Source organism: Candidatus Protochlamydia sp. R18, from assembly GCF_000648255.1.
Taxonomy (GTDB): domain Bacteria; phylum Chlamydiota; class Chlamydiia; order Chlamydiales; family Parachlamydiaceae; genus Protochlamydia; species Protochlamydia amoebophila.
In genome coordinates, this window is sequence record NZ_BASL01000724.1 from 19,821 (window position 1) to 45,728 (window position 25,908).

Genomic DNA, 25,908 nt, shown 5'->3' on the forward strand with positions numbered 1-25,908 from the left:
TCAGACCACTGTTTGCTGTATTGTTAGCAAAAAAAAGTAAAGCATTAATGTGTTTAAATCATTAAAAATGATGCAAATTGATCGTGATAAATAATTTAAGTTTTTTATGACTAAAAATTTCGTTGCTATTGTCAACTCGTATTTTGTTACTTCGCTTTAAATTATCTCTGTCTTGCAACGCCTCACAGAAAGAAATGGTGAGGATTATAATAAAAGATGGAATTTCGCTTGTATTAAATTGGCAGAATTTGCTAACCTCGCTGTTTTAGCTTTCTAAAAAGATCGCTGATCATTCATATTTGCTTTGTTAGCTCTGGTGAGAACGTATCTCGTACGTAACTTGCCACATGAAACAAAGCCGCAATTTATATTTTAAAAGTACAGCAAGCTTAGTGTTTGTTGAAATAGCGGATCATTAATTTGGTTAAGGATTGATTATATGGCGCTTACAATGATGGGTAAAAAACGTGGCATGATTCAGCTTTTTGATGAAAAAGGTAACGCAATCGTGTGCACAGTGATCCAGGCTGAGCCAAATGTTATCACTCAAATCAAAACTAAAGAAACAGATGGGTATACAGCTCTACAACTTGGTTTTGAAAAAGTGACTGGTAAAACGCAGCACACAATTGAAGCGAGAACAGGGAAGCCTCGGTTAGGACATTTTAAAAAAGCTGGGGTGGAGTCTCGACGTTTCTTAGTAGAGTCTAGATTAGATTCAACTGAAGAGTATACACTAGGTCAAGAAATTAGCGTCGATACTTTTAATGGTATCGAATTCGTTGATGCAACAGCGATCTCAAAAGGTAAAGGATACCAAGGGGTGATGAAACGTCACAACTTTGCGGGAGGTCCTGCTTCCCACGGTTCTGGACATCACAGGCACGCAGGTTCAACTGGGATGCGTTCTACTCCTGGACGTGGATTACCTGGTGGGAAAAAAGCAGGTCAGATGGGTAATGAGAGAGTAACTGTTCAAAACTTACGTATTGTAAAAGTTGACTCTGAAAACCATGTGATTGTGGTAAAAGGACAGGTTCCTGGTCCACGCAATGGTTTGGTTTATATTACTCAAGCCAAAAAATTGGCAAAGAAAAAGTCATAAGAAATAAGATCTTCTGGAGTTAAATTGTGGCTACACTAAAAAAGTACAATCTTGCTGGTAAAGAAATTGGACAGGTAAATATTGATGATACCTGGCTCAATGTTGAAGCCAACGGACAGATGATTAAAGATTATATTGTTGCACTTAGAGCAAATGCTAGACAGTGGTCAGCTAGTACCAAAACGCGCGCTGAAGTTAAGCATACGACGAAAAAAGCTCATCCTCAAAAAGGTCAAGGTCGCGCTCGTCACGGATCAACTGTTGCTCCACAATATAGAGGTGGTGGTCGTGCATTTGGGCCAAGACCAAAATTTGATCAGCATGTTCGTATTAATAAAAAAGAAAGAAAAGCAGCTATCCGTTTTCTTTTATCTGAAAAATTAAAAGAAAATAAAGTTTGGTTGATTGAAGATACGGCAATGGATGCACCAAAAACAAAAACTTTAGCTCAATTCCTTAGGGGATTTGACCTGCGAGGACGTGTGCTGTTTTTAGGTGAAACTACCTTTACCGATGTCGAAACGGAAGGAAAAGTTCAGCGCGTTAGCATTAGCACTGACAAGCATAACCATTTTGTTAAAAGCATGCGTAATTTGCCACGTGCAAATTTTATGTTAGCTTCGAATATTAATGGCTATGATGTCATGATTGCTCGTGAGATTGTGTTAACAGAATCAGCGCTGAATGAATTAAATCAGTGGTTGAATTGAGGGAGTAAAGGTCCATGACAAAAAAAAGCCCATACCAAGTAGTAAAATATCAATATGTGACTGAAAAGTCTATGGTGCTTCAACAGTTGAAAACTGCAGAAAGCAATCCTTCAGTCAAACGTTGTGAATCTCCGAAATATGTCTTTATTGTTGATCGCAATGCCAATAAAGAAGAAATTTCGCAAGCTGTGGAAGAAATTTACAAAAACGAAAATGTAAAAGTTATGGCGGTTAACACCATTAACGTAAAAGCGAAAGCTAGACGTGTACGTGGGAGACCCGGCTTCAAAAATGCTTTCAAAAAAGCGATTGTCACGCTTCGTGCTGGCGATAGCCTAGACAATGTATAATAGGAGCTTGAGAGTAGATGTTTAAGAAATATCGACCTGTAACACCTGGAACTCGTCAATTAGCACTTCCAACTAATGAGCAATTGACTCGTCCATGCGAAAACTCACGTGCCACTGTTAAACCCACTAAATCGCTCTTATTACCAAAAAGACGAACAAATGGGCGTAATAACAATGGTCACATTACTTGCCGCCATAAAGGTGGGGGACATAAACAACACTATCGTATTGTCGACTTTAAACGAGATAAAGAAAATATCCCTGCTAAAGTTGCCTCTATCGAGTATGATCCAAATCGCACAGCTTATATTGCTTTGCTAAATTATGCTGACGGGGAAAAACGATATATTTTAGCTCCGCAAGGCTTAAAAGCTGGAGATAAAGTGCAGACAAGTGATGAGCCACCTTTTCATATAGGTTGCTGCATGAAATTAAGACTTATGCCACTTGGTTCTGTTATACATAATATTGAATTATACCCTGGAAAAGGCGGAAAACTTGTTCGTTCAGCGGGATTATCTGCACAGCTAATGGCACGAAGTGGTGGTTATGCTACAATTCGTATGCCATCAGGTGAAGTGCGTATGATCAATGAAAACTGTCGAGCAACATTTGGCGCTGTTTCTAATCCAGAGCGCAATTTGCGCGTTGAAGGAAAAGCTGGCCGTATGCGCTGGAAGGGGATTCGTCCAACTGTTCGTGGTACTGCTATGAATCCTGTTGACCACCCACACGGTGGTGGTGAAGGTAAACATAAAGGTAACACACCACAAACTCCTTGGGGTCTCTATACAAAAGGACTTGTAACAAGATCCAATAAGAAGTCTAACAAGCTTATCGTGAAACGTCGAAGGAAGAAGTAGTTATGGCAAGATCGTTGAAAAAAGGTCCTTTTGTTGACCACCATCTACAAAAAAAAGTGGACGTTCAAAATAAAGAAGGAACAAAAAAGCCGATCAAAACGTGGTCAAGACGTTCAATGATTACACCTGATATGGTCGGACATACGTTTGAAGTACATAATGGCCGCAAACATCTCACTGTTTTTGTTACAGATAACATGGTTGGCCATCGTTTGGGTGAATTTTCTCCCACGCGTACATTTAAAGGACATCCAATTAAGAAGTAAAGGTTGCTAAGATGAGTTATGCTAAAGCAATAAGCAAATATATACGCATCAGTCCTCGCAAAGCTCGTTTAGCTGCAGGATTAATCCGCGGACTATCTGTTTCTGACGCTTCCCTTCAATTGACATTTAGCGGTCTAAAGGGTGGACGCTTATTAAAGAAGACATTAGATAGTGCCGTGGCAAATGCGGAAACGCAATTAGATATGAGACGTGAAAATCTCAAAGTTGTAGAAGTTCGTGTGGATGCAGGTCCTACGCTAAAAAGAGCGAAACCTAAAAACCGAGGCGGACGTCATCCAATTATGAAAAGAACAAGCCACTTTACCGTGATTGTAAGCAATCTTTAAGGAGTCATGGAATGGGACAAAAAGTCAACCCAATAAGTTTCCGCCTTGTTCGTACACGTGATTGGCGCTCCAAATGGTTTGCTAATAAGAAAGAATTTGGAGATCTTCTAGTGGAAGATCAAATCATTCGTGCTTATTTATTGAAAAAACCTGCTTTAGTAGGTGTTTCAGCAATCAAAATTAAGCGCATGAGCGGAAAAGTCGAAGTCACAATTGTGACAGCACGCCCAGGTCTTGTGATCGGGAAAAAAGGTGCTGAAATCGATGTGTTGAAAGGGGAATTAAGTAAATTAACAGGAAAAGAAGTCTGGGTAGCTGTTGAAGAAGTAAAACGGCCAGACATGGATGCGAAAATCGTTGCAGATAGTATAGCAAAGCAACTTGAAAGACGTATTCCTTTTCGTCGCGCAATGAAAAAAGCGATGCAATCATCGATTGATGCTGGTGCATTCGGTATTAAAGTTCAGTTGTCTGGCCGTATTGGTGGTGCAGAGATTGCTCGTACAGAATGGTATAAAGAAGGTAGCACGCCTCTTCATACGCTTCGTGCCGATATTGATTATGCGACAGGTCGAGCTGAAACTACTTATGGTAGTATAGGTGTGAAGGTTTGGATTTATCGCGGTGAAGACAACTTAGCGAAGAAGGAGGCTTAAACATGCCTTTAATGCCAAAAAGGACAAAGCATCGTAAGATGCAAAAAGGGCAATTTGCTGGATTAAGCAAAGGTGCCAATTTCGTTCACTTTGGTGAATACGGAATTCAAGTTTTAGAAAGAGGGTGGATTACAAACCAACAAATCGAAGCTTGCCGTGTTGCAATCAACCGTTTCTTTCAAAGACGTGGTAAAGTCTGGATTAGAATATTTCCAGATAAACCAATTACAAAGAAACCTGCCGAAGTGAGAATGGGTAAAGGTAAAGGTGCAGTTGACCATTGGGTAGCAGTCGTCAGACCTGGCCGAATCCTTTTTGAAGTGGCTAATGTGCCCAAAGATATGGCTCAAAGTGCTTTACGCAGAGCAGCGGCTAAATTGGGATTAAAAACACGATTTGTTGAACGCGTAGAACAAGTTTGAGGTTATATGTATAAAGCGAAAGATTTAAGAGATCAAAGTTTAGAAGAACTCGAAGCAACCCACGACGAGTCTCGCAGAAAATTGTTTGAACTCAACAACGAGTTTCGCTCTCAAAAAAAGAGAGAAAAACCCCATGAGATGAAACATACTCGCAAAGATATCGCTCGCTTGTTAACAGTGATTACAGAGAAGCGTCGCGAAAATCAAAATCAGACTAATCAAGGATAATCATGCAACAAGAAGAAAGAGGAAGCCGTAAAGTTAAAAAAGGCATCGTCGTCTCTAATAAAATGCAAAAAACCGTTGTTGTGAAAGTTGAGCGTACTTTTGCTCATCCTCAGTATGGTAAAATTGTCACTCGTGGCAAGAAATATTATGCTCACAATGAATCAGGCGATTTACAGATCGGTGATGAAGTAAAAATTATGGAAACACGCCCTTTATCAAAATTAAAGCGTTGGCGTGTAGTTGCATAGAATTTAATTCTATGAGTATCAACTCAGCGTTTAGGTTACGCTCACTTGGTAAAAGGATAGAGAAATATAAGCATTCATTGTCAGACTACTCTCTAAACTTGGTATCAAAAAGTTAGGCCTAAATCCGAAACAGGTGAAGACAATAAGTTACACCTAAGCAAAAGTTAATTATCGTTGGAGTTTGTAAACCATGATTCAACAAGAAAGCGAGCTAGAAGTAGCTGATAACTCGGGTGCAAAACGAGTCAAATGCTTTAAAGTATTAGGTGGATCAAAGCGTCGTTATGCCCATGTTGGGGATATTGTCGTTGCTTCTGTTCAAGATGCTCATCCTGAAGGAAGTGTTAAGAAAGGGGATGTTGTTAAAGTTGTTATCATTCGTACAAAATCATACATTAAACGTAAAGATGGTACGAAAATACGGTTTGATACAAACAGCTGCGTCTTAATTGACGACAAGAAGAACCCAAAGGGAACTCGTATCTTTGGACCTGTTGCACGTGAAGTGCGCGATAGAGACTTTTTAAAGATTAGTTCTCTCGCACCAGAAGTGATTTAATAAGTGAGGCAATGACGAAAATGGATAATAAGCCAAGTGGATCAAAAAAAATTCGCCAAGGTGACACAGTTGTTGCTATTGCCGGTAACAGCCGAGGTCAGATAGGAACTGTACAATCATGTAAGGGTGATAGAGTAATAGTTCAAGGCCTTAATGTACGCAAGAAACACGTTAAACGAAGCCAAGAAGCTCCTAAGGGCAGAATTGTTGAAATTGAAAGACCGATCCACATTTCAAATTTGAAAGTTTGTGTGGAAGGAGAAACAACGGCAAAGTTGAAAGTTCGTACTAATGAACAAGGACATCGTCAATTTGTTTATCACAAAGACGATCAAGAAGTAGTCTACCGTTCAGTCAAAAAACCTAAGTGAGTAGAAAAAGCCAATGTCCAGGTTAAAGAAAAGATATTTAGCTGATGTAAAACCAGAATTGCAAAAAAAATTTGCATATAAGAACCTGATGCAGGTACCTGGTTTAGTCAAAGTCGTGATCAATATGGGTATTGCAGAAGCATCAAAAGACAAAAATTCTATCCAGGATTGCGTCAAAGAAATGACAATGCTTTCTGGTCAAAAACCAGTGATCACAAAAGCAAAGAAAGCGATTTCTAACTTCAAACTACGTGAAGATCAACCAATCGGTGTTAAAGTAACTTTACGTGGTCAAAGAATGTTTGATTTTATTGACCGTTTTGTTAACATCGTTTGTCCTCGTATTCGTGACTTTAGAGGATTTCCTTCTAAATGTGACGGAATGGGAAATTATACATTAGGTTTGGATGATCAGCAAATCTTCCCCGAGATTAATTTAGACGAAGTTAAAAGAACGCAAGGAATGCATATTACATTTGTAACAAGTGCTAAAACAGATGAAGAATGTGTTGAGCTCTTAAGGTTACTTGGCATTCCATTTAAAAACTTACCGATTTCGGTAGCAGCTTAATAGGAGACGAAATCATGGTAGTCAGCGACCCAGTAGCCGATTTCCTCACAAGAATTCGCAATGGTACAAAAGCTCAACATCGCTATGTCGATGTAAACTGGAGCAAAATGAAGCAGACGCTTGCTGAGATCCTCAAAAATCAAGGATTTATCGAAAATTATCTGGTAAAAGTTGATGAAGGTCAGCGCGGAACGATACGTATATTTTTGAAATATACTAACGGACGTCGTCCTGTTATTCAAGGCCTAAAAAGAATTTCAAAACCCGGCTTACGCAAATATGTTGGGCACCAAGATATCCCACGCTTTTACGGTAATATGGGCTTATCCATTGTTTCGACTTCGCAAGGAGTCATGGCAGGCAATGAAGCTACTCAGCGTGGAATCGGTGGTGAACTTCTGTGTTTGATTTGGTAATGATCGAAGGAGAAAGTGACAATGTCTCGTAAAGGTAAACTTCCTATTTCTCTCCCAAATGGTGTAGAGGTTAAAGTTTCTAACACAGAAGTTGCTGTTAAAGGGCCTAAAGGCGCTTTAACACAAAAACTAATTCCTGGAGTTAACGTTAATGTAGAAGGAAACGAGGTTCTCGTTTCGTTAGCTGATGAAGAAGCAAAACTTGCTCATTTTCACGGCCTTTACCGTACTCTTATCCATAATATGGTAGTTGGGACAACTGAAGGTTTTGAGAAAAAATTAGAAATGATTGGAGTTGGTTATCGTGCAGCTGTGCAAGGTGATCTGCTTGATTTACAGTTAGGATTTTCGCATCCATGTAAGTTACCTATTCCGAAAGGTTTGGCCGTTAAAGTAGATAAAAATACTTTAATTACTATTTCAGGCTTCGATAAACATTTAGTCGGCCAATTTGCCGCAACTGTGCGCAGCCAACGTCCACCTGAACCTTATCAGGGTAAGGGGATTCGCTATGCAGGAGAATTTGTACGTAAGAAAGCAGGTAAAGCTGCTGCTAAGAAGTAATCGCTGAAGGAATGATATGATTAATCAAGCTAATAAAACTGCAAAACTACGTGTTAAACGTGCTGTTAGAGTTCGTAAGCATCTTCGTGGGACAGGCCTAAAGCCGCGTCTATGTGTTGTAAAAAGCAATAGCCATATTCAAGCGCAATTGATTGATGATGAAACTGGCACAACACTTGGTGGAACAGCAACATTTGCTAAAGAATATCGGAACACCGAGTTCTGCAAAAAAAATAAGGCCTCTGCTCGCAAACTAGGTGAGCAAATTGCCGAAATTGCCAAAAGCAAAAATATTAAAGAAGTGGTCTTTGACCGTGGACCCTTTAAGTATCATGGTATCCTTGCCGAGTTAGCTAATGCAGCTCGTGCAGGTGGTCTCCAATTCTAGAGGGATGACAATGAAAAAAGATGTAAGGAAGAGTCATGGCAAAAAATAATGAGTCTCCAAAAAAAGAGAGAGAGAAAGCAGAAAGTGATTTGACTGAAAAAGTCTTACACATCAACCGTTGCTCTAAAGTGGTTAAAGGTGGGCGTAAATTCAGTTTCTCTGCTCTTATTTTAGTCGGTGATGGTAAAGGCCGTATTGGTTATGGATTTGCAAAAGCAAATGAGTTGACAGATGCCATTCGTAAAGGCGGAGAAGCCGCTCGTAAGAATATGATTTCTTGCCCAACTGAAGGTACAACCATTCCTCACGAAGTAACTGTTCAATGGGATGGAGCAAGTGTTCTTTTGAAACCAGCTCCTTTTGGAACAGGTGTGATTGCTGGTTCTAAAGTACGTGCCGTCCTTGAACTTGCTGGTATCAAAGATGTGATGGCGAAGAATTTAGGTTCAAGCAATCCAATTAATCAAGTGAAGGCAACATTTCAAGCTATTCAGCAGTTGCTTACACGTGATGAAATTAAGCAGAGAAGAGGGGTATAAAAAGACTCATGATTACTTTAAATACACTCAAAGATTCTACGCGTAAACGTAAACCTCGCAAACGAGTTGGTCGTGGTATTGGTTCTAAACACGGAAAAACTTGTGGCCGTGGTGAAAAGGGTGCTGGTGCTCGCTCTGGTTATAAAAGACGTTTAGGTAAAGAAGGCGGTCAAATGCCTTTGTTTATGAAATTGCCTTTACGTGGGTTTAGCAATGCACAATTTCGTCGTCAATTTGACGTAATTAATTTAGATCAAATCGAAGCTGTTTTTAAAGATGGTGAAACTGTTGATGAACTTTCTTTGAGAGAACGAGGATTCATCAGCGGCAGAACTCACGGGATAAAATTGTTAGGAAATGGAGATTTAACAAAAAAAGTTAAGATTCATGTTCATGCAATTTCTGAAAGCGCTCGTGAGAAATTAACTCAAGCTAAAGTTTCATTTGAAATTGTAAAATAGCTTAATTTATAGACTGATGCTCATCTAAAACGTAACTTAAGATAAGAGTATTTTTTTACTAAAGAAACGTTGATAAATTAAACCACAAAAATAAAAATTTATTTTTGTGGTTTTCATTAGGTCTCTTGCAAAGTTCACTTTTTATAAGTGATTTTTTGGATGAATTTATATTCAAATCACGCAAAAGAAATTTTCTTTTGAGGAAAAAAAGCAACCTATTACCCAAAGATATAGAGATGCTGAATGGATTAAGACGTGTTTTTCAAATACCTGAACTAAAGACGAAAATTCTTATAACGCTTCTTTTACTTGCTGTTTGCAGACTTGGAAGTTTTATTCCAGTTCCTGGAATTAATGGAGAAGTTGCAGTTAGCTTTTTTAGACATGCGACCGGTGGAAGTCAAAATCTTTTTCAGATGGTCGATATTTTTTCTGGTGGTGCTTTTTCTCAGATGACTGTGATTGCTCTTGGCGTAACACCTTACATCTCAGCATCCATTATTATGCAATTGCTAGTTGCTCTTGTTCCTAGCTTACAAAGAGATTTGCGTGAAAATGGTGATGCAGGAAAGAGAAAAATTAATCGTTGGACTCGTTTTTTGACGATTGTCCTTTCTTTCTTACAATCTGCTCTTTTTGCTAAATATGCGCTTCAAATAAATCTTTCGCGGCCTGGTATTGTGGCTGGGGAATTGCTAGATATTACTGCATTTGGACTACCATGGCTTTTTTATTTGATAACTATTGCTACAATGACAACTGGAACGATGTTTTTGATGTGGGTAGGAGAGCAAATTACTGAACGTGGAATTGGTAATGGAATCAGCCTTATCATCTGTTTAGGTATTTTATCTCAAATTCCTACAGCAATGGGATTAATTTTCCAACAACTTAATCTGGACTCGCAAGAACCTGGCCAAATGAATTTTTCAACAATTTTAGTTTTGATCAGTGTTTTCGTTGTTGTGACACTGGCGACTATTTTAGTAATTCAGGGGCACAGAAGGATTCCCCTCCAGCACGCAAGACGTGTTGTAGGTAGAAAAGAAGTTCAGGGAGGAAGTTCTTATATTCCTTTAAAAATTAATTATGCAGGTGTTATCCCTGTTATTTTTGCCTCATCCTTATTAATGTTTCCAGCCACGCTGGGAACTTTTGTTGGACGAGGAAATTGGTTAGGAGAAGTGGCTAATTGGCTATCGCCTGGTGGACCTTTATATCTTGTCCTATTTGTAGCTTTGATTATATTTTTTACATACTTTTGGACAGCAACACAATTCAGGCCAGACCAAATTGCATCCGATATGAAAAAAAATGGTGCCTTTATTCCAGGTATAAGACAAGGCAAACCAACACAAGATTATTTAGAAAGTACAATGAATCGAGTGACTCTACTAGGAGCTGTATTCTTGGCATTAATTGCAATTTTACCAACAATGATTGGTAGTGTGCTGGGAGTGCCTCCAACTATTAGTTATTTCTTTGGTGGAACAGCTCTGTTGATTTTAGTTGGAGTTGTTTTAGATACAATGAAACAAGTAGAATCGCATCTTTTAATGAAGCGATATGATGGTTTCATGAAGAAAGGGCGAGTACGCGGCCGTTAATAGTTAAGAAAGCTTTAAGCATTAGTGTAAAGCTTCAAAAAATATGATTAAATAAAGTTGCAATAAAAAGAAAAGTTCAATACAATTTACAGTTCGTTTTCGGAAAAATTAGGAGAGTTCAATGCCTAGAGTCATAGGTATCGATATACCAGATAACAAAAGATTAGAAATCAGTTTAACCTATTTATATGGAATAGGTCGTCATTTGTCAAATGAGATTATTGTTAAATTGGGTTTAGATCCAAACATGCGTGCTCATAAACTTACACAAGATGACTTAGCTCGTCTAAACGGTTTACTCACATCTGAATATATGGTTGAAGGAGATCTTCGTCGTCAAGTTCAGAATAATATCAAACGTTTAATTAGCATTCATTCTTATCGTGGAATGCGCCATCGCCTTGGATTGCCAGTTCGCGGTCAACGGACAAAAACAAATTCTAGAACGCGCAAAGGTCGACGTAAGACTGTTGCTAATAAGAAAAAATAAGAATAGGAGTTCTCAACTTTGAGTAAGCAACCTGCCACTAATAAAAAACCTGTAAAGGCTAAGAAAAAAGCTTTTCAAAATGTTCCATCAGGAATCGCGCATGTTAAAGCTACCTTTAACAATACCATTATTGCGATTACTGATCCATCAGGTCGAGTGATTTCTTGGGCATCTGCCGGAAAAGTTAACTTTTCAGGTTCTCGTAAATCTTCAGCTTTTGCAGCCACCGTAGCTGCTCAAGATGCTGCTAAAACAGCTTCTTCTCTCGGTATGAAAGAAGTTGAAGTAAATTTGAAAGGACCTGGAGCGGGTCGAGAGTCTGCTGTGCGAGGATTACAAAGCGCGGGCTTAACAATTACTGCAATTAGAGATACAACGCCTGTACCTCATAATGGATGCCGTCCGCGTAAACGTCGTCGTGTATAAAGAAAAATTATGATGAACGGTTTGGTATGCCTTTTATGTTGATATTTTTAGTATCAGCATTAAAAGGCTTATTAATAGACTGCTCATTTGCTTCATACGATCAAGAGCCAAACGTTCATCTCAACTATTACTATTTTTAGGAGTCACTTCATGTCAGTAAAATACGGCAAATTTGAAATGCCTCATAAGATTACAGTAGATCAAGAGTCTCCTGAATCTAATTTTGCCCGTTATGTGGCTGAGCCTTTCGAAAGAGGATTTGGACATACAATTGGAAATGCATTGCGTAGAATGATGTTGTCGTCTTTAGAAGCTCCAGCTATCATTTCTGTTCGCGTAGAGGGCATTCCTCACGAATATATGGCTATTGAAGGAATTTCTGAGGATATGACTAATATTATCCTCAACTTTAAAGGAGCTTTGCTACGCAAACTTCCTACTGAAGAAACTCCTAGAGATACGCGTATTTTGACAAAAGTCGTCGAAGTGACACAAGACGACTTAGATCGCAATCAGGGGCAATACTGCGTTACATTGCAAGATGTGGTTCAAGAAGGCAATTTTGAAATTGTTAATCCAGAATTACATCTTTTTACTGTGACTAAGCCTATGCGTCGTCAAGTAGATCTTCGAATTGCTTTTGGACGCGGTTATGTCCCGTCTGAGCGTCACGTGGTACGTGATAAAACATCCGATGAAATTTTAGTTGATGCAGCTTTTTCACCTGTTCGTTTAATCAATTATTTTATCGAGAATACACGTGTAGGTCAAGATACTGATTTTGATCGACTCATCATGGAAGTTACCACTGATGGGCGTATTACTCCTGCTGAAGCTTTGAGTTTTGCAGTTCAAATTGGGCTTAAACATTTTGAAGTATTTAATCAATTTAATAATTACGCCCTTTCTTTTGACGAAAAAGATGGAGATCGTAACGGTGATCAAGATGAGTTAATGGATAAACTTTCTTTAGGAATTGATGAAATCGAGTTATCAGTTCGCTCAGCTAACTGCTTAACTGGTGCTAATATCGAGACACTCGCAGAATTGGTTTGCATTCCAGAACGTAGGATGTTAGAATTCAGAAACTTCGGTAAAAAATCCTTAAATGAAATTAAAGCTAAACTTCATGAGATGTCATTGCACTTAGGCATGGACTTGAGTCGTTTTGGGGTTTCACCTGATAATGTCAAGGATAAAATCAAGCAGTACCGTGAAGAAAAGAAAAAGAAAAAAGAATTAGTTAAACACGAAGATGCTAAGTAGGTAAACAGTTATGAGACACCTCAATCAAACATGTAAGCTCAATCGAACCACGTCTCATAGACGTTGCATGTTCGCCAACATGTTAAAATCTTTAATATCGAATGAGCGTATTGAAACAACAGTTCCGAAAGCTAAAGCTTTGCGCCGCTATGCCGATCGCATGATTACTTTAGCTAAGAAGAATACATTGTCTGCACGTCGTCAAGCGATTGCAGAGCTAATGATCCGTTTTAATTCTTTGACTCCAAAAGAGCAAAGAGCGGCTAAAGAAGGAAATACACAAGCTTATAATGATGATCGTCTTGTCATCGGTAAGCTATTTGATGTTTTAGGCACGAGATTTGCTACCCGTCAAGGTGGTTATACTCGTATTGTGAAACAAGGACATCGTGTGGGAGACAATGCACAAACTTGTATCATTGAATATCTCACCGATTAATTTTTAGTTTTTATAAGACAGATCTGTTAACGGATCTGTCTTTTTTTCAAATTTCTTTATTTTTTTGCCATTTTAAGTTCTTATTTAGATTTCTTAATCATTTAAATTGGCTTATATACTTATTCATTTCTATCTCTCTATACCTCTATAAGTTTTTCACCTCCATAAGTTTTTCCATATTTCTTTTCTTCATTAATATAAGGGAATTTTGATAATAACGATTAATCATTAAATATCTATTTATTTTAATCAGGCAAAACAAATGACGCAAATAAGGAAAGTCTGTGGATTTTAGGGGGTTTTAAAAAAAATTTGAAGAAGTGATATGTTCTTTAACAAAGGATAAAGTTTTTCGAATTTATAGCGGTTTAGTGACTGCAATTGTTGTTATACCATCTATTGCTCAGCCAAAAGATGTAAGAGAAAACTTCTTCGCAGAGGACTTACATTTGGGACACGTTGCAACATCCTCGATGCTCCTGTTGTTACTTATTTAGTTTTTGCTGAAATGGATGTGGCTCAGATGGGCATTCTATTAACGTAAACGATGGTTCCTTTTGAAGCATATATGATAGATGTTCTTGTCAATTCATTCCTTAATAATTTTTAATGCAGTCATGAATATTTTCAACAGCGTGACAAAAAGCGTTTGTAGAGATTATTTTTAAAGAACGTGAACACCCATTTTAGAAACGAATACTTCAAGTTTTAGGTTTATTTAATATAAAATCAAAAATTAACTAACGATTTGAATGATTTTTCTGCAAATAAACCTTATCCTGCCATTAATGCTCTAAGTTAATAAATTATCTTCCTCTATTCTTTGCTTTACAATCTCTTTGCGATGCATTATTTTCAAGTAATAATAAAAAGGAGGTCTTATGGCGGTCAATATAGCTATCAATGGATTTGGAAGAATTGGGAGATTGGTTTGTCGTCTCGCCATTGAAAGAGAAGATATTCGCATTATTGCCATCAACGATCTAGTTCCTGCAGATAATTTAGCTTATTTATTAAAGTTTGATTCAACTCATGGTCGATTTAAGGGCGAGATAAAGGTAGAAGAGAATGCTATCCATGTGAATGGAAAGAAAATACTAATTTTTTCTGAGAAAGATCCCCAAAATTTACCTTGGAATGATTTGAAAATTGATTACGTTGTTGAGTCTACCGGCTTGTTTACAACTCCTGAATTGGCAGGTAAACATTTAATTGCCGGGGCGCAGCGTGTTGTTATTTCTGCTCCAGCTAAAGGAGATGTTCCGACATTTGTAATGGGAGTGAACGAAAAAAACTATAATCCTGCAACTGATCGGATTGTTTCTAATGCTTCTTGTACAACTAATTGCTTAGCTCCAATTACAAAAGTTTTATTAGATAATTTTGGAATTGACGAAGGTTTAATGACCACTATACATGCTGTCACAGCTTCTCAACCAACCGTTGATGGGCCTTCAAAAAAAGATTGGCGAGGAGGAAGAGGGGCTAGCCAAAATATCATTCCGGCTTCTACAGGTGCTGCAAAAGCAGTTGCTCTATGCTTGCCTCAAGTTAAAGGGAAATTGACTGGAATGGCTTTTCGTGTGCCTAATGCGGATGTGTCTGCGATTGATTTAACGGTTCGTCTGAGCAAGGAGACATCCTATGAGGATATTTGCCAAGCAATGAAAAATGCATCGGAAGGAGTAATGAAAGGAATTTTAGCATTTTGCGATGAACAAGTTGTATCCAGTGATTTTATCAGTAGCCCCTATTCCGCTATTTTTGATAAAGGTGCGGGAATCACCTTGAATTCGAAATTTTATAAATTAATTGCTTGGTATGATAATGAGATGGGATATGCTTGCCGAGTTATTGATTTAGTGAGTTATATGAATTGTTGTAACAACAATTCTCTTTAAAAAACAGATTAAGCTATGTTATGAATTTATCGTAAGGTAAACCCTGCTTGTTTTTATCACATAGCTGCTGTTTTTGTGCAGGAACTATTTGCGCAGTAAAAGGATGTTTGCCTTCAAATAGCAAGATAGGTAAACTAAAGTGCGAATATTTTTTTAATGACAGTAAAGGTAAAGATATAAATTTTTTGAATATTTATCGATCTGTCCAAAACCTTGAAAAATAAAAATTTAAAATATTTTTTACTTTTCGGTTTATTTGTGCAAGTTATTTTACTAGGTGACAGCATAATAGTACAATAGTTGTCATAAAATAAATTTTAGGACAACGAGCTCATCGAATAAGATGGCTAGTAAATTTTAGATGAATAATTCGTTTAATGTAGAGATTAATTTTTAAATCGTTTGATTCTCAGGAAAATTAAGATCATTAAATTCATGAAATGAATAAAGAAAAACAACTAATAAGATGTTTATTGGCTTAAAGACTTCTAATCGATTTAACTGAACTGATAAAAAATTCGCCATTTTTTTATTTGATTTGAATCAATAAATTTTAATGAACGAATTATATCAATACTGAATGTACAAATGAATATTTGGGAAATTCATTCAGTGTAGATAATTGATGAAACAAATGCGAAGGGTGATTGCGAATTCCTATTTTGATAAGTGAATTCTTTTTGAATAAACTGGAAGAGAATGCATGAATAGAAGTAGTTAAATGACTAGAAATGTATCGTTTTAAGATTATAAGATCAAGAAAGCGATTAAAAAGTGTATAGGTACGTTTAGTTTAGTAGATTTCTTTATTGAATAAACTAGATTAAAAACATGATATAAATGCACTAATCAGCTCATTTTTGAGTTTTTAGCCTATCCTTCAAATATTGTTGTCTTAGTCTTTAGCTAATAAAACTTGTTAAGTTGACTGAATATAAATCAGATGGAAACACTTAACAATGGATAACTAAAGTGGATTTTACACGTGAACCCATCATAGAAACGATTGTTACTCCTAAAGAAGGATATAAATTAGTCGTTAGAAGCAGTAAAGGATCAGCGCAAGAAGAGTATTTTGTTGATTCTGTAGAAGTTGTCTCTTTTAGTCATGCTCTATTTTTCCGTTCCATGGAAAGGCCTAAATCATTTCTTGTCCCCGTAGCTGACTATGAAATTTTAGAAGTCAGGGAAGCTCGCATGGTCTTAAAAAATGCAGGTTTAGATCGTTCAATTAAAATTGGAGGAGGGCGTGAAGGAAACTTAAAAGCAACTAATCGAGAATTTGACAAAAATGAGGGAGTAATAGAGGAAGAAATTGTTGCCGAGCAAGAAGATACGAATATTCAAGTTTCCGAAAATCCAGAATCTAGGCAAGAAGTTAAAGTCGATAAAAAACGAGATAGACGCCGCCATTATCGAAAACGAAGAGGAGGTAAGGGGGAAGAGCGAGAAGAAAATGCAAAAGAAGCCATCAATGATTTATCTCCTTCAGACATTCCATCGTTGGAAGACGAGAAAATTAATCTCCTGCCACCTGAAGAGGTGATAGAAAATGGGCAAACGTCGACGCTATCGCCTAGTTTGCTATCTTCTCTGTTACAACCACCTCCTACATTAATTTCAGAAACAATTAACCGTTATAGAGAAAATGCGTTATTTAAAAATGCTTTTTTCTTAACTGAAGAGGAACAATATAAGCCTCATGACAAGGTTCAAGAACTCCTGAATGAAGATGATGATGTCGATTTTGCCCCTTATTTGCAAGAACCAACATTTGCAAAGGAACCAGAAAGTTCTAATTCTGGGGCTACAGAGCAGCTCACGGGTGATAAAACAGAGCTTTTTGAAAATATTATTGAACAAGAGTTGAAGCGAGAAGAACAAACTCAAGAACAAATTTTCAAAGAAATTCCGTCTGAAAACACAACTTCCAATGAAATCGCATTAACAAATGAGTCTAATCTTGTTGAATATTCTGGAGAATTATCTTTTCCCGCTTATAAAAAAGAATCTGAAAATGAAGGAGAAGTATTTTCCGAAGAAAGTCAAAAGCGAGAGGAAAATGAAAAAATAGTTCATTCTGAAAATAAAACAGATGCATAATTTTAATTTAAACAAAACCTTCTGATTAAGTTCAGGAGGTTAAATTGAATGGACATTTAAGTTAAGATAGAAAAACCTTGACAAAATATCAGTTGAAAAGTTAGATTGTTTATTCAATTTCGCTCGGGTGGTGGAATGGTAGACACAAGAGACTTAAAATCTCTTGCTCAATTTGGGCGTGAAGGTTCGAGTCCTTTCCCGAGCATTTAAAGCCGTTAGGAGTTCCTAACGGCTTTTTTTATTCTTTTTCTTAAGCAGCTTCATTGTGTACGATCGTAATACGAAAATCAGTCGCTAATACTGCTTTACCTTCAACGTGAATGCGTGTGTTTTTAGGAACAATAATTTCTTTAATATTTGGACATTGATCAATGTCAATAACTTCAGCTTGAAGAGCTTTAATTGTTTTCAGCCGTGTACATCGATGAAAAAGTAACTGACGAGAATCGACGGTTAATGTTTCTAGATTGAAGCAATGATTACATTCTATTTTATGATTATCCTGGCTTTGGATTTCGGTGATAGCGGTGCTGATTAACTTCAAATTTTGAACACTCTGACAATTCAATTGATCGAGATTATTGCAATTTTGAAATTCTAGATGTTGAATATGAGTTGCTTTAACACTTGTGACATTCGAAAAGAGGAATTTAACGGAATTTTTATTCCTAAATTCAAAATCAGATAAAAGACTATTTTCTTCTTTGTTACAGCCAAATACGATGTCTTGACTATTATCTGCTTTCCAATTTAATAATTTATCATAGAAATAGAGGCTGATGCTTCGAGCATTAGGCGCATGAAAAAATTCTAAGTTTTTAGAGGTTAAACAAATGGGATTTTTTCCAAGATAAACTAAGTGCATTAAGTGAGATGAAACAAGGGTAAACTCTACCTTCGTTAATAGAGAGGTAGCCTGAAAGATTTTTTCCATGTCTGAATCGGATACATCTCTCAAATAAACTTTTTTTCTTAGGAGGTTATGAAAAGGTGCTTCGTGAGCTAAATAGACTTGAAATTGTCTGGCTGATTTGCATTTCCAGACGAGTAAAGCATTTGGATATACCTCTTTTAGCATAGACTCGTATTTGATTAACACTTTCTCATTGCCCGTTTGCGAAGACAAATTAAATTTAACAATGTCAATTAAGTAATTTAACTTGTTAAATAATTCCGCGCAGCCTGGTTGTAGGCTATATGCCAAACCATCAGAATCTAAGCTTAAACTTGAACCAAACGTTTTCCATGCCTCATGAATGCTTTTACAAGTTTGGCTTAAAATTTCCGCTTTTTGCATTTTGCTTAGAATAAAAAAACAAAAATAAGTCGTATTTAACGCTTTTTTTTGTTCAACATCATCTATATGTTCGCTCAATGCTTCAAAGATCACTTCAAAATTTTCTTTATTCAGCTGAGGTAGTAATGTTTGCGAATCAACTGGCAATCTTCTTCTAGAATGCTTAGACAAATCTAATTTAATTCCTAAAAAATGTGACAATTGAAGAATAGGGAGAATATTTTGGTCCGCTATTTCTAAATTTTTGCTTGTTAAGTCTAAATTTCCAGTTGCCATCAAGTAAATAATATTTTTTACATCTTTTCGCCTTGATTTGAGTAAAATAGCTAATTGCGTGTAGTTTATAGGAATAAAGTAATAGAGAGACAATTTGAGCAAAGGAATGAAATTGTCTTTTGTGAATAATACATTCTTTCCTAACAGGATTTGAATTAGGTCTACCGCAATTAAAGAAACAAGGTCTGGGTTGTTGGTGTCAATAATATCCGCTATTTTTTCAAAATCGATTATTAATTCTTTATGATCTTTCCATCCACCTTCTGATTGAGTTTTTAATAAAGGAACTAAAGTCTCCAATAAATTTTTAGGGACTTGAATATAGGAGGGAATATTAGGGAATGGATTAAAAGCTTTGATCTTAATTTTAACAAAATGAGTGGGATCAGATGAAATGAATGAACCGTATTTTTTCCAGATCTTTTTGTATATATCAATGACATTTTTAGGAATTGTTTTTTCTTGGACTAATTTCTGAAAAAACTTTTTAGTTAAAGGAAAATTTTGGATTTGTTCTTTTTCTAACTTTTTGAAGGTTTCTAATGCTGTGGTTACTTTTGCTAAATATTGCTGGGATGTTTGCTCTGATGGGGTTTCAGTCATTACGTAAGTCTCAATCGAAATCCAGTTAGCTTCTGTCTGACAAGAATAATTTAAGGAAGGTTGCATATTCACATTCCGTTATATTGAGGAGGGCCTAATTTTATTTTAATTTAAGCGGAAGTTTTTTTTTGTCAATCAAATATAGAGGGATTAAAGGCATGTTTTGGTAGAATTTACTTTGTAAAGACAACTATTAATTGATTGATATTTCATTATTAAATTTTATTATTAAAAAATTTGTGCGTTATATTTTAGGGGACTTTTATGACTTTCAAACACAATATATTCTCCTCCAGGGTAGATTAGCCCCCCTATAGATAACTATGAAAATGAGTGAATTAGGCTATACCCATAATAATCGTGAAATTTGTAAAAATGGTTGCTGTGCAAAAAAAAATTTTGGAGTTATTTATATCAAGAATTTTCATTCCAGTTGCTATACTAAGTTTGAACAAACTAGTTGATTTTATTTGCGTGGGGGTTAGCTATGAAAGTTTAAGCGAGAAACATTCATATCTTTAAAAATTTCAGTAAATAGAATGAGTAATCTCTCAAGATTGCTGGCGATTTTTATGCAAAAATAGCACTACTATTTGCACTTTAATTGATCCGAGGAATGATTATATAAAGTTTACTTCCAACAACATATTTGGTAAAATAGTAACGCAAACGAAAGCTTCTTTATCTATTTTTATGATTGTTACTTTTGCACTTAAATAGCTAATAATAAAAAAACTTTAGGAAAATGGATGACTAGAATTTCTGAAAATTTTCACGCATGGAGTGCACATCTTTCTCCAATCGCTATTCAAGCAAAAGAAATTGGGTTAAAAGCAATAGTTATAATTGATCCAGTTGTTGCTGAAATGATGAAAATAATTGTTGTAAAAATTTTGTTGGAAGAAGTAACAAAAACTCTTTTTTCTAGCAAACAATTACCAGGGATTAATGTAAGGTTGATCACAGTTGTGGGGCCCGCTGTTGAAGAATTTTTTTTTCGTGGGATGCTGCAGCGAGGAATTGGTATAACTCAAGCGGGATGGAATCGATTTGTGATTAAAAGGGAGTTGTCAAAGCAAGAAATAATCTCCCAAAGGGCTTGGCGTATCCATGTGACAGCTATTATCTTTGGAGTAGCTCATGCTACTAATTCTCATAGTAATTATGCTAATAAGTTTACTCAAATAACATGGTGTTATATGGGAGGTGTTACATATGGGTATCTCAGTGAAAAATATCAAACTCTTTCGGTTAGTATATTGGCACACAGCATCAATAATATTTTGGCGATTTCGTTGATGGTTTACCCTAAATTTAACGAGTTAACGCTACTTGCCCTAGTGGCTAATAACCTAGCTTTTTGTGTTTTAGGCACGAGTTCAAATAATGTAATTGATGAAAAGATGGTAGCAACTAAAGCTTACTTATCACATTTATATCAGCGTTGTTTTGTTTCTTTGTCAAATTTTTCAAAAAAATCTTTCTCACAAACCGTCGAGATTGTCTAAATAAAAAAGCAAAGAGCTGAATGATTTAAGAGATTTTAATTTTACCGTTTTCATGTTTTAGGATGATTTTAAAACATATAGGGGCCGGGCAGAACGAAGTTTAAACAAGGTACCGTAGATTTATCTCTGCGTTATTTGATTTCTATTTTTCAAGCTACAACTGTAGCAAATAACTGAGCTCATATTAATAATCTAAAGTTTAATCGATGCTGAATTATTGACGATTCAGCATCGGACTTCTAAAATGCCTAAGACTCTTTTTTAGGCATGATTTTTTTTAAAACTTTCCCTTTCGTCGGCATTGCTTCTTTTTTTGCTTTCGGAATAATCCGCTTAGCTTTAGGCTTTTCTGTTTTGGCTGGCTTTGCAGCTTTAGTTACGACAGTCGACTTAGAGGCAGCTTTAGCTTTAGTTAGCTTTTCTTTCGTTTTTTTTTGTTTTTTTTCAGTAAAATCTTCATCATCGTCGTCATCTTCTTCGTCATCAAAACTGTTATCCATTGCGTAGGGATTATTCTCTTTTTCTGTCGGAGGATTCTGAGTTTCTGCCCAGCGATTAGAAAGAGTACGTAAGGATGCAAGCTTTTGGCTTATAGAAGTGTCATCATCAAAGGATTGTCGACGGTTTGTTAAAAGGTCATCTTCAGAATCAAATTTTGACGAAAAAGCTGAAAAATGGGAAGATTGAATGTTAGGTACAAAGAGAAAAGGGCGAACTGTTGGGGGAACAGTTGTAAAAATATCAATTGTTACTTGAGGTTCAATTTCTGGTTTTGCAGCTTGCTTAGGTGGGCGACCTCTTTTTGGACGGGGATTTAAAGCTTCGTTGGAATAGTAAGTTTTTGCCTTTGCAAATAAGTTTTTGCGGGCTGTTAGAATATCCTTACCTACTTTTGATTGAAAAAGTGAATGTTTAAGTTTTTCTACAAGTTGACGTGGTAAATCTAAATCTTCTTCAAAAACAAAATGAAAATGATTTAACCTTAACCATTCAATAATGCGAATGCGCGAACGTTCTTGATAAAATTGCTGCCACTTTTCTTGTTCAGAATGATGATCATAAATGAACTCCAAAAAATTCTCTCGAGCTTCTTTAGATTGAATAATATCAAGGAGCTTTTCTTTTGTATCAATATCATAAACCTTTTCATTGACAAATCCTTCCATGATCTTTTTGGTTTCATAAAAAGATAGTTTTGGGATTTGACAATATCTATCCGAATTCTCTGTCAATTCTTTTTGTAAAGCGTCCAATTCGTTTTGAGGTTTATCAAGATCAACATAAATTAAAAAACCTTCTAATCGATCAATAAAAAAATCACGTTCGTCATCCGATTTAGCAAAAGCCTCCATTAAACGGTGGCAACGTAAAATGAGGGGGTTTTGAGCTTCTTGTTTAGTTTTACTGGCGCACATATTCGGTTACTTCCTCAAATAGTAATATAAGATTGGGATTGTATCGAATTGATTGAGTTACAAGCAATCGAAAAGCTTTTTAACTAGCATATTTTTATCAATTAAGCGTTAAATTTTTTTCTTAAAGTTTCGGTTATGATTCTAATTTGATTGAGCCATTGAAAACGGCCAATGCTGGACCTGTCATTGTCACATTTGTAAATTTTTGATTAATCAACGTGAAACCAATTTCTAAACAAATCCCCGATCGAGTTTGCATTGATATGGGAGCACTTAAATGATATTGAAAAGCTGCTGCTAGAGCCGCTGCTGTTGCTCCCGTCCCACAAGCTAATGTCTCTGCTTCTACCCCTCTTTCATAAGTGCGAATCATGAAAGTTTGTCCATGGAGATGCTGTACAATTGAGAAGTTAGTTCCGTCAGGTTTCCATAACGGATGATAACGAATGAATGGCCCCATTCGTTCTAACGGAAATTGTTCAATGTTTTCAGCGAATAAGATAATGTGTGGAACCCCTGTATTTAATGAGTGCACATAATAGATTTTTGACTCAAATGAAATAGGCACATTCCAATTTAATTTGTTGGGGGAGCCCATTTCAATAGTGATATTAGATGCACTTTTCCAAGCTTTTAGCACATGGTTATTTGTTTCTATAGAATAAATGGAATGCAAAATATTTAAAGATTCCATCCAATCGATTAAACATCGAAGACCGTTTCCACACATTTCGGCCTCACTTCCATCTGCATTAAAAATGCGCATGCGGGCATGGGCAATTGTCGAGTTTTCTAAAAGGATAATCCCATCAGCTCCAACACCCCATTGCCGATGGCAAAGCTGTTGAATAAGAGGGATGGAAAATGGAAATTTACCATTTCGATTATCAAAAAGAATGAAATCATTTCCACATCCCACATATTTAGTAAAAGACCACTGCATAAGTTTTTTTAAGTGGACTCAATCTCTTCAAAGCTATTAATCACTTTATCGAGTAGTCCAAATTCTAAGGCTTCTTGTGCTGTCATCCATGTATCTCGATCAATTGCTTTTTCTATGGCAGCAAAATTTTTCCCCGTTGCTTGTACGTAGATTTCAATCAATCCATTTCTAGTTTTTAGCATCTCTTTTGCTTGAATCTCCAAGTCTGTTGCTTGCCCTTTAATTACTCCGGATAAAAGAGGTTGGTGGATCATAATTCTAGAATGAGGTGTTGCGAATCGGCGTCCAGGGGAAGCGCAAAGGCTTAAAATAGAGCCCATTGAAGCGGCTAATCCAGTAACCAATGTTGTTACAGGGGAAGTAATCATTTTGATTTGATCCCAGATCGCAAATCCTGAATCAACAGCGCCACCTGGACTATTAATGACGAATAAAATTGGTTTACCAGGATCTGTTAATTCGAGATACCAAAGCTTACGAATAATTTCACTTGCCGATCCACTATCAACAGCATCAGAAATAAAAATTCTTCTAGAATCTAGTATAGCATGTTCAATACGATCTGCCATTTTAGAAGGAATGGCACTTTTGTTTTTATCATGTTTGGGCATGGAAGTCTCCCGAGTCAAAACTCATTTTTTAGTTGTATCTTATGATTTCTGATATCCTTTTTCAAGTTCTAAAGGCGCAAAATAAGAAAAAATGTTTGATTGTGTCAAACTCTAAATCGATTTGATAGTAAAGTTTATTAAATTTCTATTTCAGGATAGAGAGGGAAATGAATTAATAAATTTTTTACTCGTGCCTTTGCTTCATTGATAATTGTGGAATCTGTGATGACAGAAGCCTTACTTGGTTGTCCAGTTTTTTGAACAATGCCAGGTTTAGAGTTTGATAGGACAGAGAAAATAACAGAAGCAATTTCATTCATTTCATCTTTACCCATTCCCAAGGTTGTTAAAGCTGCTGTTCCTAAACGAATTCCAGATGTATACCAAGGCCCTTGTAGATCATTTGGAATTGCATTTCTGTTAACTGTGATATGGGCTTCTCTTAATGCAGTTTCTGCTTGTCGACCGGTTAATCCAAATTTAGATAAATCGAGAATCATTAAATGGTTTTCTGTTCCACCGGTAACAAGACGAATTTCATTTTGAAGAAAGCAATTGGCTAAGGATTGAGCATTATCAACAATTTTTTGTGAGTACTGTTTAAAATTAAGGGAATTTGCTTCTTTAAAAGCGACGGCTTTTGCTGCCATAACGTTGGGAAGTGGCCCTCCAAGAACTGACGGACAACCTTTATTAATGGCTTCGCTAAAGGACTGTTTACATAAAACAAAACCTCCTCTTGGGCCTCTCAATGTTTTATGCGTAGTAGAAGTCACAATATCTGCATAAGGAATAGGATCGAATTCGCCTTGGAAAACTTTTCCGGCTACCAGACCGGCAAAGTGAGCCATATCTACCATCAAAGTAGCTCCTACACTATCTGCAATTTCACGCATTTTAGCGAAATTAAGTCGCCTTGGATGGGCCGAATAACCAGCAATAAGAATTGTCGGTCTTTCTTGTTGCACTTGTTTTGCAAGAACAGAGTAATCAAGAATTTCGGTTTTGGGATCAACATCATATAAGACAGAACGCATCATCTTAGATGAGATATTATGGCGATATCCATGCGTTAAATGTCCCCCTGAATTTAAGGACATGCCCATGAGTTTCTGATTAACGAGAAGTTGCCGAATTTTTTCATATTCTTCGGGAGTTAACTCATCTAAAGTTTTTTTTCCAAATTTTTCAATTTCCGGATTTTGAATTTTATGGATTAAGATGGCCCATAGTGCCACTAAATTTGCGTCAGCTCCTGAATGGGGTTGAACATAGGCATGCTCACATCCAAATAATTGAATCAATTCTTGACTAGCTGTTTCTTCAATGCTATCTATGTTATCGCATCCCGCATAAAATCGGTGATGTGCATATCCTTCAGCATACTTGTCAGTTAAAAGGTTACCCATTGCTAACTGAACAGCCAAAGACGAAAAGTTTTCAGATGCAATAAGTTTTAGATGAGAGCGTTCATCTTGTAATTCTTGAATAATACTAGAAGAAATAGCAGGGGAGACAGTTTCAATATGATCAAGAGCGGCTAAATAAGCAATCGCTGCTGAATTTTGTTGATTGCTTGTTTTAGACGAGAGATATTTTTTAAGTCTTGACATATGCTGTTCTCCTTATGACGACTGAAAATCTGTTGAGTTTCATGCAGTTACTCGTTAAATCCACATCTTTTGCATTTATTTTTCGTTGACTACCGTGAGTAGATGAGTGCAATATTTTAGTAAAATTTGATTTTCAAGTAGATAAACCTAGCGCCTAGGCTAAATTCATTTGCTTGAACAAATAAATGATGTGGGATTTATTGTGTCTGACAAGTTTGTTTTGTGCAAGATATACGAGATTTTTTAAAATGGTATGGACTTGATTAGTAGCGTTAAAATTTGAAAATAAGCCCAAAAAATGCTCATAATCAATTATTAAAAATAAATATTGATAGATTTGTTTTAA

31 protein-coding genes and 1 tRNA gene are annotated in these 25,908 nt (G+C 36.4%); 27 read left to right on the forward strand and 5 right to left on the reverse strand.

Features of this window, described 5'->3' with window-relative positions; genetic code table 11:
- Positions 1-439: 439 nt before the first annotated feature.
- From rplC to TY19_RS07535, 26 genes are all read left to right on the forward strand, one after another.
- On the forward strand, positions 440-1,105 hold the full coding sequence (gene rplC, locus TY19_RS07410) for a 50S ribosomal protein L3 (protein ID WP_011174962.1): 666 nt from the start codon (positions 440-442) through the stop codon (positions 1,103-1,105).
- Between the two features lie 26 nt (positions 1,106-1,131).
- The gene (rplD, locus tag TY19_RS07415; RefSeq protein WP_011174963.1) at positions 1,132-1,815 is read left to right on the forward strand and encodes a 50S ribosomal protein L4; all 684 of its coding nucleotides are present in this window, start codon (positions 1,132-1,134) and stop codon (positions 1,813-1,815) included.
- 14 nt (positions 1,816-1,829) lie between these two features.
- Positions 1,830-2,165 carry a 50S ribosomal protein L23 gene (gene rplW, locus TY19_RS07420; RefSeq protein ID WP_011174964.1) on the forward strand — a complete coding sequence of 112 codons (336 nt, stop codon included), beginning with the start codon at positions 1,830-1,832 and terminating at the stop codon, positions 2,163-2,165.
- Positions 2,166-2,182: 17 nt separating this feature from the next.
- Positions 2,183-3,028, forward strand: coding sequence for a 50S ribosomal protein L2 (gene rplB, locus TY19_RS07425; protein ID WP_011174965.1), 846 nt, complete (start codon positions 2,183-2,185; stop codon positions 3,026-3,028).
- Positions 3,029-3,030: 2 nt separating this feature from the next.
- On the forward strand, positions 3,031-3,294 hold the full coding sequence (rpsS, locus tag TY19_RS07430) for a 30S ribosomal protein S19 (RefSeq protein ID WP_011174966.1): 264 nt from the start codon (positions 3,031-3,033) through the stop codon (positions 3,292-3,294).
- Between the two features lie 11 nt (positions 3,295-3,305).
- The gene (gene rplV, locus TY19_RS07435) at positions 3,306-3,641 is read left to right on the forward strand and encodes a 50S ribosomal protein L22 (RefSeq protein WP_011174967.1); all 336 of its coding nucleotides are present in this window, start codon (positions 3,306-3,308) and stop codon (positions 3,639-3,641) included.
- A gap of 11 nt (positions 3,642-3,652) precedes the next feature.
- Entirely contained in the window at positions 3,653-4,297 is a 645-nt protein-coding gene (rpsC, locus tag TY19_RS07440) for a 30S ribosomal protein S3 (protein WP_011174968.1), read from the forward strand.
- Positions 4,298-4,299: 2 nt separating this feature from the next.
- Positions 4,300-4,719, forward strand: a complete 420-nt coding sequence (gene rplP / locus TY19_RS07445) for a 50S ribosomal protein L16 (RefSeq protein ID WP_011174969.1) — start codon at positions 4,300-4,302, stop codon at positions 4,717-4,719.
- A gap of 6 nt (positions 4,720-4,725) precedes the next feature.
- Positions 4,726-4,947, forward strand: coding sequence for a 50S ribosomal protein L29 (rpmC, locus tag TY19_RS07450; RefSeq protein ID WP_011174970.1), 222 nt, complete (start codon positions 4,726-4,728; stop codon positions 4,945-4,947).
- Positions 4,948-4,949: 2 nt separating this feature from the next.
- Complete coding sequence (gene rpsQ, locus TY19_RS07455; RefSeq protein ID WP_011174971.1) at positions 4,950-5,195, forward strand: 30S ribosomal protein S17; 246 nt, start codon at positions 4,950-4,952, stop codon at positions 5,193-5,195.
- Positions 5,196-5,385: 190 nt separating this feature from the next.
- Complete coding sequence (gene rplN / locus TY19_RS07460) at positions 5,386-5,754, forward strand: 50S ribosomal protein L14 (protein ID WP_011174972.1); 369 nt, start codon at positions 5,386-5,388, stop codon at positions 5,752-5,754.
- Between the two features lie 20 nt (positions 5,755-5,774).
- Positions 5,775-6,125, forward strand: coding sequence for a 50S ribosomal protein L24 (gene rplX / locus TY19_RS07465; protein WP_011174973.1), 351 nt, complete (start codon positions 5,775-5,777; stop codon positions 6,123-6,125).
- A gap of 13 nt (positions 6,126-6,138) precedes the next feature.
- The gene (gene rplE / locus TY19_RS07470) at positions 6,139-6,696 is read left to right on the forward strand and encodes a 50S ribosomal protein L5 (protein WP_011174974.1); all 558 of its coding nucleotides are present in this window, start codon (positions 6,139-6,141) and stop codon (positions 6,694-6,696) included.
- A 14-nt stretch (positions 6,697-6,710) separates the two neighbouring features.
- Complete coding sequence (gene rpsH / locus TY19_RS07475) at positions 6,711-7,112, forward strand: 30S ribosomal protein S8 (protein ID WP_011174975.1); 402 nt, start codon at positions 6,711-6,713, stop codon at positions 7,110-7,112.
- Positions 7,113-7,133: 21 nt separating this feature from the next.
- On the forward strand, positions 7,134-7,676 hold the full coding sequence (gene rplF, locus TY19_RS07480) for a 50S ribosomal protein L6 (protein WP_042281442.1): 543 nt from the start codon (positions 7,134-7,136) through the stop codon (positions 7,674-7,676).
- A 16-nt stretch (positions 7,677-7,692) separates the two neighbouring features.
- Positions 7,693-8,064 (forward strand): 50S ribosomal protein L18, encoded by a 372-nt coding sequence (gene rplR, locus TY19_RS07485; RefSeq protein ID WP_011174977.1) that lies wholly within the window; start codon positions 7,693-7,695, stop codon positions 8,062-8,064.
- A gap of 35 nt (positions 8,065-8,099) precedes the next feature.
- Positions 8,100-8,603, forward strand: a complete 504-nt coding sequence (gene rpsE / locus TY19_RS07490) for a 30S ribosomal protein S5 (RefSeq protein WP_011174978.1) — start codon at positions 8,100-8,102, stop codon at positions 8,601-8,603.
- 8 nt (positions 8,604-8,611) lie between these two features.
- Positions 8,612-9,064 (forward strand): 50S ribosomal protein L15, encoded by a 453-nt coding sequence (gene rplO / locus TY19_RS07495; RefSeq protein ID WP_011174979.1) that lies wholly within the window; start codon positions 8,612-8,614, stop codon positions 9,062-9,064.
- A gap of 239 nt (positions 9,065-9,303) precedes the next feature.
- On the forward strand, positions 9,304-10,671 hold the full coding sequence (gene secY / locus TY19_RS07500; protein WP_420885286.1) for a preprotein translocase subunit SecY: 1,368 nt from the start codon (positions 9,304-9,306) through the stop codon (positions 10,669-10,671).
- 121 nt (positions 10,672-10,792) lie between these two features.
- The gene (gene rpsM, locus TY19_RS07505) at positions 10,793-11,161 is read left to right on the forward strand and encodes a 30S ribosomal protein S13 (protein WP_011174981.1); all 369 of its coding nucleotides are present in this window, start codon (positions 10,793-10,795) and stop codon (positions 11,159-11,161) included.
- Between the two features lie 18 nt (positions 11,162-11,179).
- A complete protein-coding gene (gene rpsK, locus TY19_RS07510) occupies positions 11,180-11,587 on the forward strand; it encodes a 30S ribosomal protein S11 (RefSeq protein ID WP_011174982.1) in 408 nt (135 codons plus the stop codon).
- A 150-nt stretch (positions 11,588-11,737) separates the two neighbouring features.
- Positions 11,738-12,853: a DNA-directed RNA polymerase subunit alpha gene (locus TY19_RS07515; RefSeq protein ID WP_011174983.1), complete on the forward strand. Its 1,116-nt coding sequence runs from the start codon at positions 11,738-11,740 to the stop codon at positions 12,851-12,853.
- A gap of 10 nt (positions 12,854-12,863) precedes the next feature.
- The gene (gene rplQ, locus TY19_RS07520) at positions 12,864-13,292 is read left to right on the forward strand and encodes a 50S ribosomal protein L17 (protein ID WP_039356786.1); all 429 of its coding nucleotides are present in this window, start codon (positions 12,864-12,866) and stop codon (positions 13,290-13,292) included.
- Between the two features lie 881 nt (positions 13,293-14,173).
- The gene (gap, locus tag TY19_RS07525) at positions 14,174-15,193 is read left to right on the forward strand and encodes a type I glyceraldehyde-3-phosphate dehydrogenase (protein ID WP_042281444.1); all 1,020 of its coding nucleotides are present in this window, start codon (positions 14,174-14,176) and stop codon (positions 15,191-15,193) included.
- A 972-nt stretch (positions 15,194-16,165) separates the two neighbouring features.
- On the forward strand, positions 16,166-17,296 hold the full coding sequence (locus TY19_RS07530) for a hypothetical protein (protein ID WP_052354852.1): 1,131 nt from the start codon (positions 16,166-16,168) through the stop codon (positions 17,294-17,296).
- 121 nt (positions 17,297-17,417) lie between these two features.
- Positions 17,418-17,501, forward strand: a tRNA-Leu gene (locus TY19_RS07535).
- A gap of 45 nt (positions 17,502-17,546) precedes the next feature.
- On the opposite strand, the gene TY19_RS07540 is transcribed toward TY19_RS07535, so the two are convergent.
- A complete protein-coding gene (locus TY19_RS07540; RefSeq protein WP_042281446.1) occupies positions 17,547-19,538 on the reverse strand; it encodes a hypothetical protein in 1,992 nt (663 codons plus the stop codon).
- Between the two features lie 683 nt (positions 19,539-20,221).
- Between TY19_RS07540 and TY19_RS07545 the strand changes: the two genes are divergently transcribed.
- Positions 20,222-20,980, forward strand: coding sequence for a CPBP family intramembrane glutamic endopeptidase (locus TY19_RS07545; protein ID WP_042281448.1), 759 nt, complete (start codon positions 20,222-20,224; stop codon positions 20,978-20,980).
- A gap of 248 nt (positions 20,981-21,228) precedes the next feature.
- On the opposite strand, the gene TY19_RS07550 is transcribed toward TY19_RS07545, so the two are convergent.
- The 4 genes from TY19_RS07550 to TY19_RS07565 form a co-directional block, all read right to left on the reverse strand.
- Positions 21,229-22,395: a UPF0158 family protein gene (locus TY19_RS07550; RefSeq protein ID WP_042281451.1), complete on the reverse strand. Its 1,167-nt coding sequence runs from the start codon at positions 22,393-22,395 to the stop codon at positions 21,229-21,231.
- A gap of 133 nt (positions 22,396-22,528) precedes the next feature.
- On the reverse strand, positions 22,529-23,338 hold the full coding sequence (dapF, locus tag TY19_RS07555; RefSeq protein WP_042281452.1) for a diaminopimelate epimerase: 810 nt from the start codon (positions 23,336-23,338) through the stop codon (positions 22,529-22,531).
- A gap of 8 nt (positions 23,339-23,346) precedes the next feature.
- On the reverse strand, positions 23,347-23,949 hold the full coding sequence (locus TY19_RS07560; RefSeq protein WP_039356797.1) for an ATP-dependent Clp protease proteolytic subunit: 603 nt from the start codon (positions 23,947-23,949) through the stop codon (positions 23,347-23,349).
- Positions 23,950-24,086: 137 nt separating this feature from the next.
- Positions 24,087-25,562, reverse strand: a complete 1,476-nt coding sequence (locus TY19_RS07565; RefSeq protein ID WP_042281453.1) for a glycine hydroxymethyltransferase — start codon at positions 25,560-25,562, stop codon at positions 24,087-24,089.
- Positions 25,563-25,908 lie beyond the last annotated feature (346 nt).

Excerpts from the sequence above, each read along its gene's own strand:
- rplB (WP_011174965.1), top strand. The coding sequence starts at position 2,183 with ATGTTTAAGAAATATCGACCTGTAACACCTGGAACTCGTCAATTAGCA.
- TY19_RS07560 (WP_039356797.1), bottom strand. The coding sequence starts at position 23,949 with ATGCCCAAACATGATAAAAACAAAAGTGCCATTCCTTCTAAAATGGCA.
- rplV (WP_011174967.1), top strand. The coding sequence starts at position 3,306 with ATGAGTTATGCTAAAGCAATAAGCAAATATATACGCATCAGTCCTCGC.
- TY19_RS07565 (WP_042281453.1), bottom strand. The coding sequence starts at position 25,562 with ATGTCAAGACTTAAAAAATATCTCTCGTCTAAAACAAGCAATCAACAA.
- TY19_RS07550 (WP_042281451.1), bottom strand. The coding sequence starts at position 22,395 with ATGTGCGCCAGTAAAACTAAACAAGAAGCTCAAAACCCCCTCATTTTA.
- gap (WP_042281444.1), top strand. The coding sequence starts at position 14,174 with ATGGCGGTCAATATAGCTATCAATGGATTTGGAAGAATTGGGAGATTG.
- rpsC (WP_011174968.1), top strand. The coding sequence starts at position 3,653 with ATGGGACAAAAAGTCAACCCAATAAGTTTCCGCCTTGTTCGTACACGT.
- rpmC (WP_011174970.1), top strand. The coding sequence starts at position 4,726 with ATGTATAAAGCGAAAGATTTAAGAGATCAAAGTTTAGAAGAACTCGAA.
- rpsS (WP_011174966.1), top strand. The coding sequence starts at position 3,031 with ATGGCAAGATCGTTGAAAAAAGGTCCTTTTGTTGACCACCATCTACAA.
- rplC (WP_011174962.1), top strand. The coding sequence starts at position 440 with ATGGCGCTTACAATGATGGGTAAAAAACGTGGCATGATTCAGCTTTTT.
- TY19_RS07515 (WP_011174983.1), top strand. The coding sequence starts at position 11,738 with ATGTCAGTAAAATACGGCAAATTTGAAATGCCTCATAAGATTACAGTA.
- dapF (WP_042281452.1), bottom strand. The coding sequence starts at position 23,338 with ATGCAGTGGTCTTTTACTAAATATGTGGGATGTGGAAATGATTTCATT.
- rplX (WP_011174973.1), top strand. The coding sequence starts at position 5,775 with ATGGATAATAAGCCAAGTGGATCAAAAAAAATTCGCCAAGGTGACACA.
- TY19_RS07545 (WP_042281448.1), top strand. The coding sequence starts at position 20,222 with ATGACTAGAATTTCTGAAAATTTTCACGCATGGAGTGCACATCTTTCT.
- rpsH (WP_011174975.1), top strand. The coding sequence starts at position 6,711 with ATGGTAGTCAGCGACCCAGTAGCCGATTTCCTCACAAGAATTCGCAAT.
- rpsQ (WP_011174971.1), top strand. The coding sequence starts at position 4,950 with ATGCAACAAGAAGAAAGAGGAAGCCGTAAAGTTAAAAAAGGCATCGTC.
- rplR (WP_011174977.1), top strand. The coding sequence starts at position 7,693 with ATGATTAATCAAGCTAATAAAACTGCAAAACTACGTGTTAAACGTGCT.
- rplF (WP_042281442.1), top strand. The coding sequence starts at position 7,134 with ATGTCTCGTAAAGGTAAACTTCCTATTTCTCTCCCAAATGGTGTAGAG.
- rplP (WP_011174969.1), top strand. The coding sequence starts at position 4,300 with ATGCCTTTAATGCCAAAAAGGACAAAGCATCGTAAGATGCAAAAAGGG.
- rplQ (WP_039356786.1), top strand. The coding sequence starts at position 12,864 with ATGAGACACCTCAATCAAACATGTAAGCTCAATCGAACCACGTCTCAT.
- rplW (WP_011174964.1), top strand. The coding sequence starts at position 1,830 with ATGACAAAAAAAAGCCCATACCAAGTAGTAAAATATCAATATGTGACT.
- rplN (WP_011174972.1), top strand. The coding sequence starts at position 5,386 with ATGATTCAACAAGAAAGCGAGCTAGAAGTAGCTGATAACTCGGGTGCA.
- rpsE (WP_011174978.1), top strand. The coding sequence starts at position 8,100 with ATGGCAAAAAATAATGAGTCTCCAAAAAAAGAGAGAGAGAAAGCAGAA.
- rplE (WP_011174974.1), top strand. The coding sequence starts at position 6,139 with ATGTCCAGGTTAAAGAAAAGATATTTAGCTGATGTAAAACCAGAATTG.
- TY19_RS07540 (WP_042281446.1), bottom strand. The coding sequence starts at position 19,538 with ATGCAACCTTCCTTAAATTATTCTTGTCAGACAGAAGCTAACTGGATT.
- rpsM (WP_011174981.1), top strand. The coding sequence starts at position 10,793 with ATGCCTAGAGTCATAGGTATCGATATACCAGATAACAAAAGATTAGAA.
- rplO (WP_011174979.1), top strand. The coding sequence starts at position 8,612 with ATGATTACTTTAAATACACTCAAAGATTCTACGCGTAAACGTAAACCT.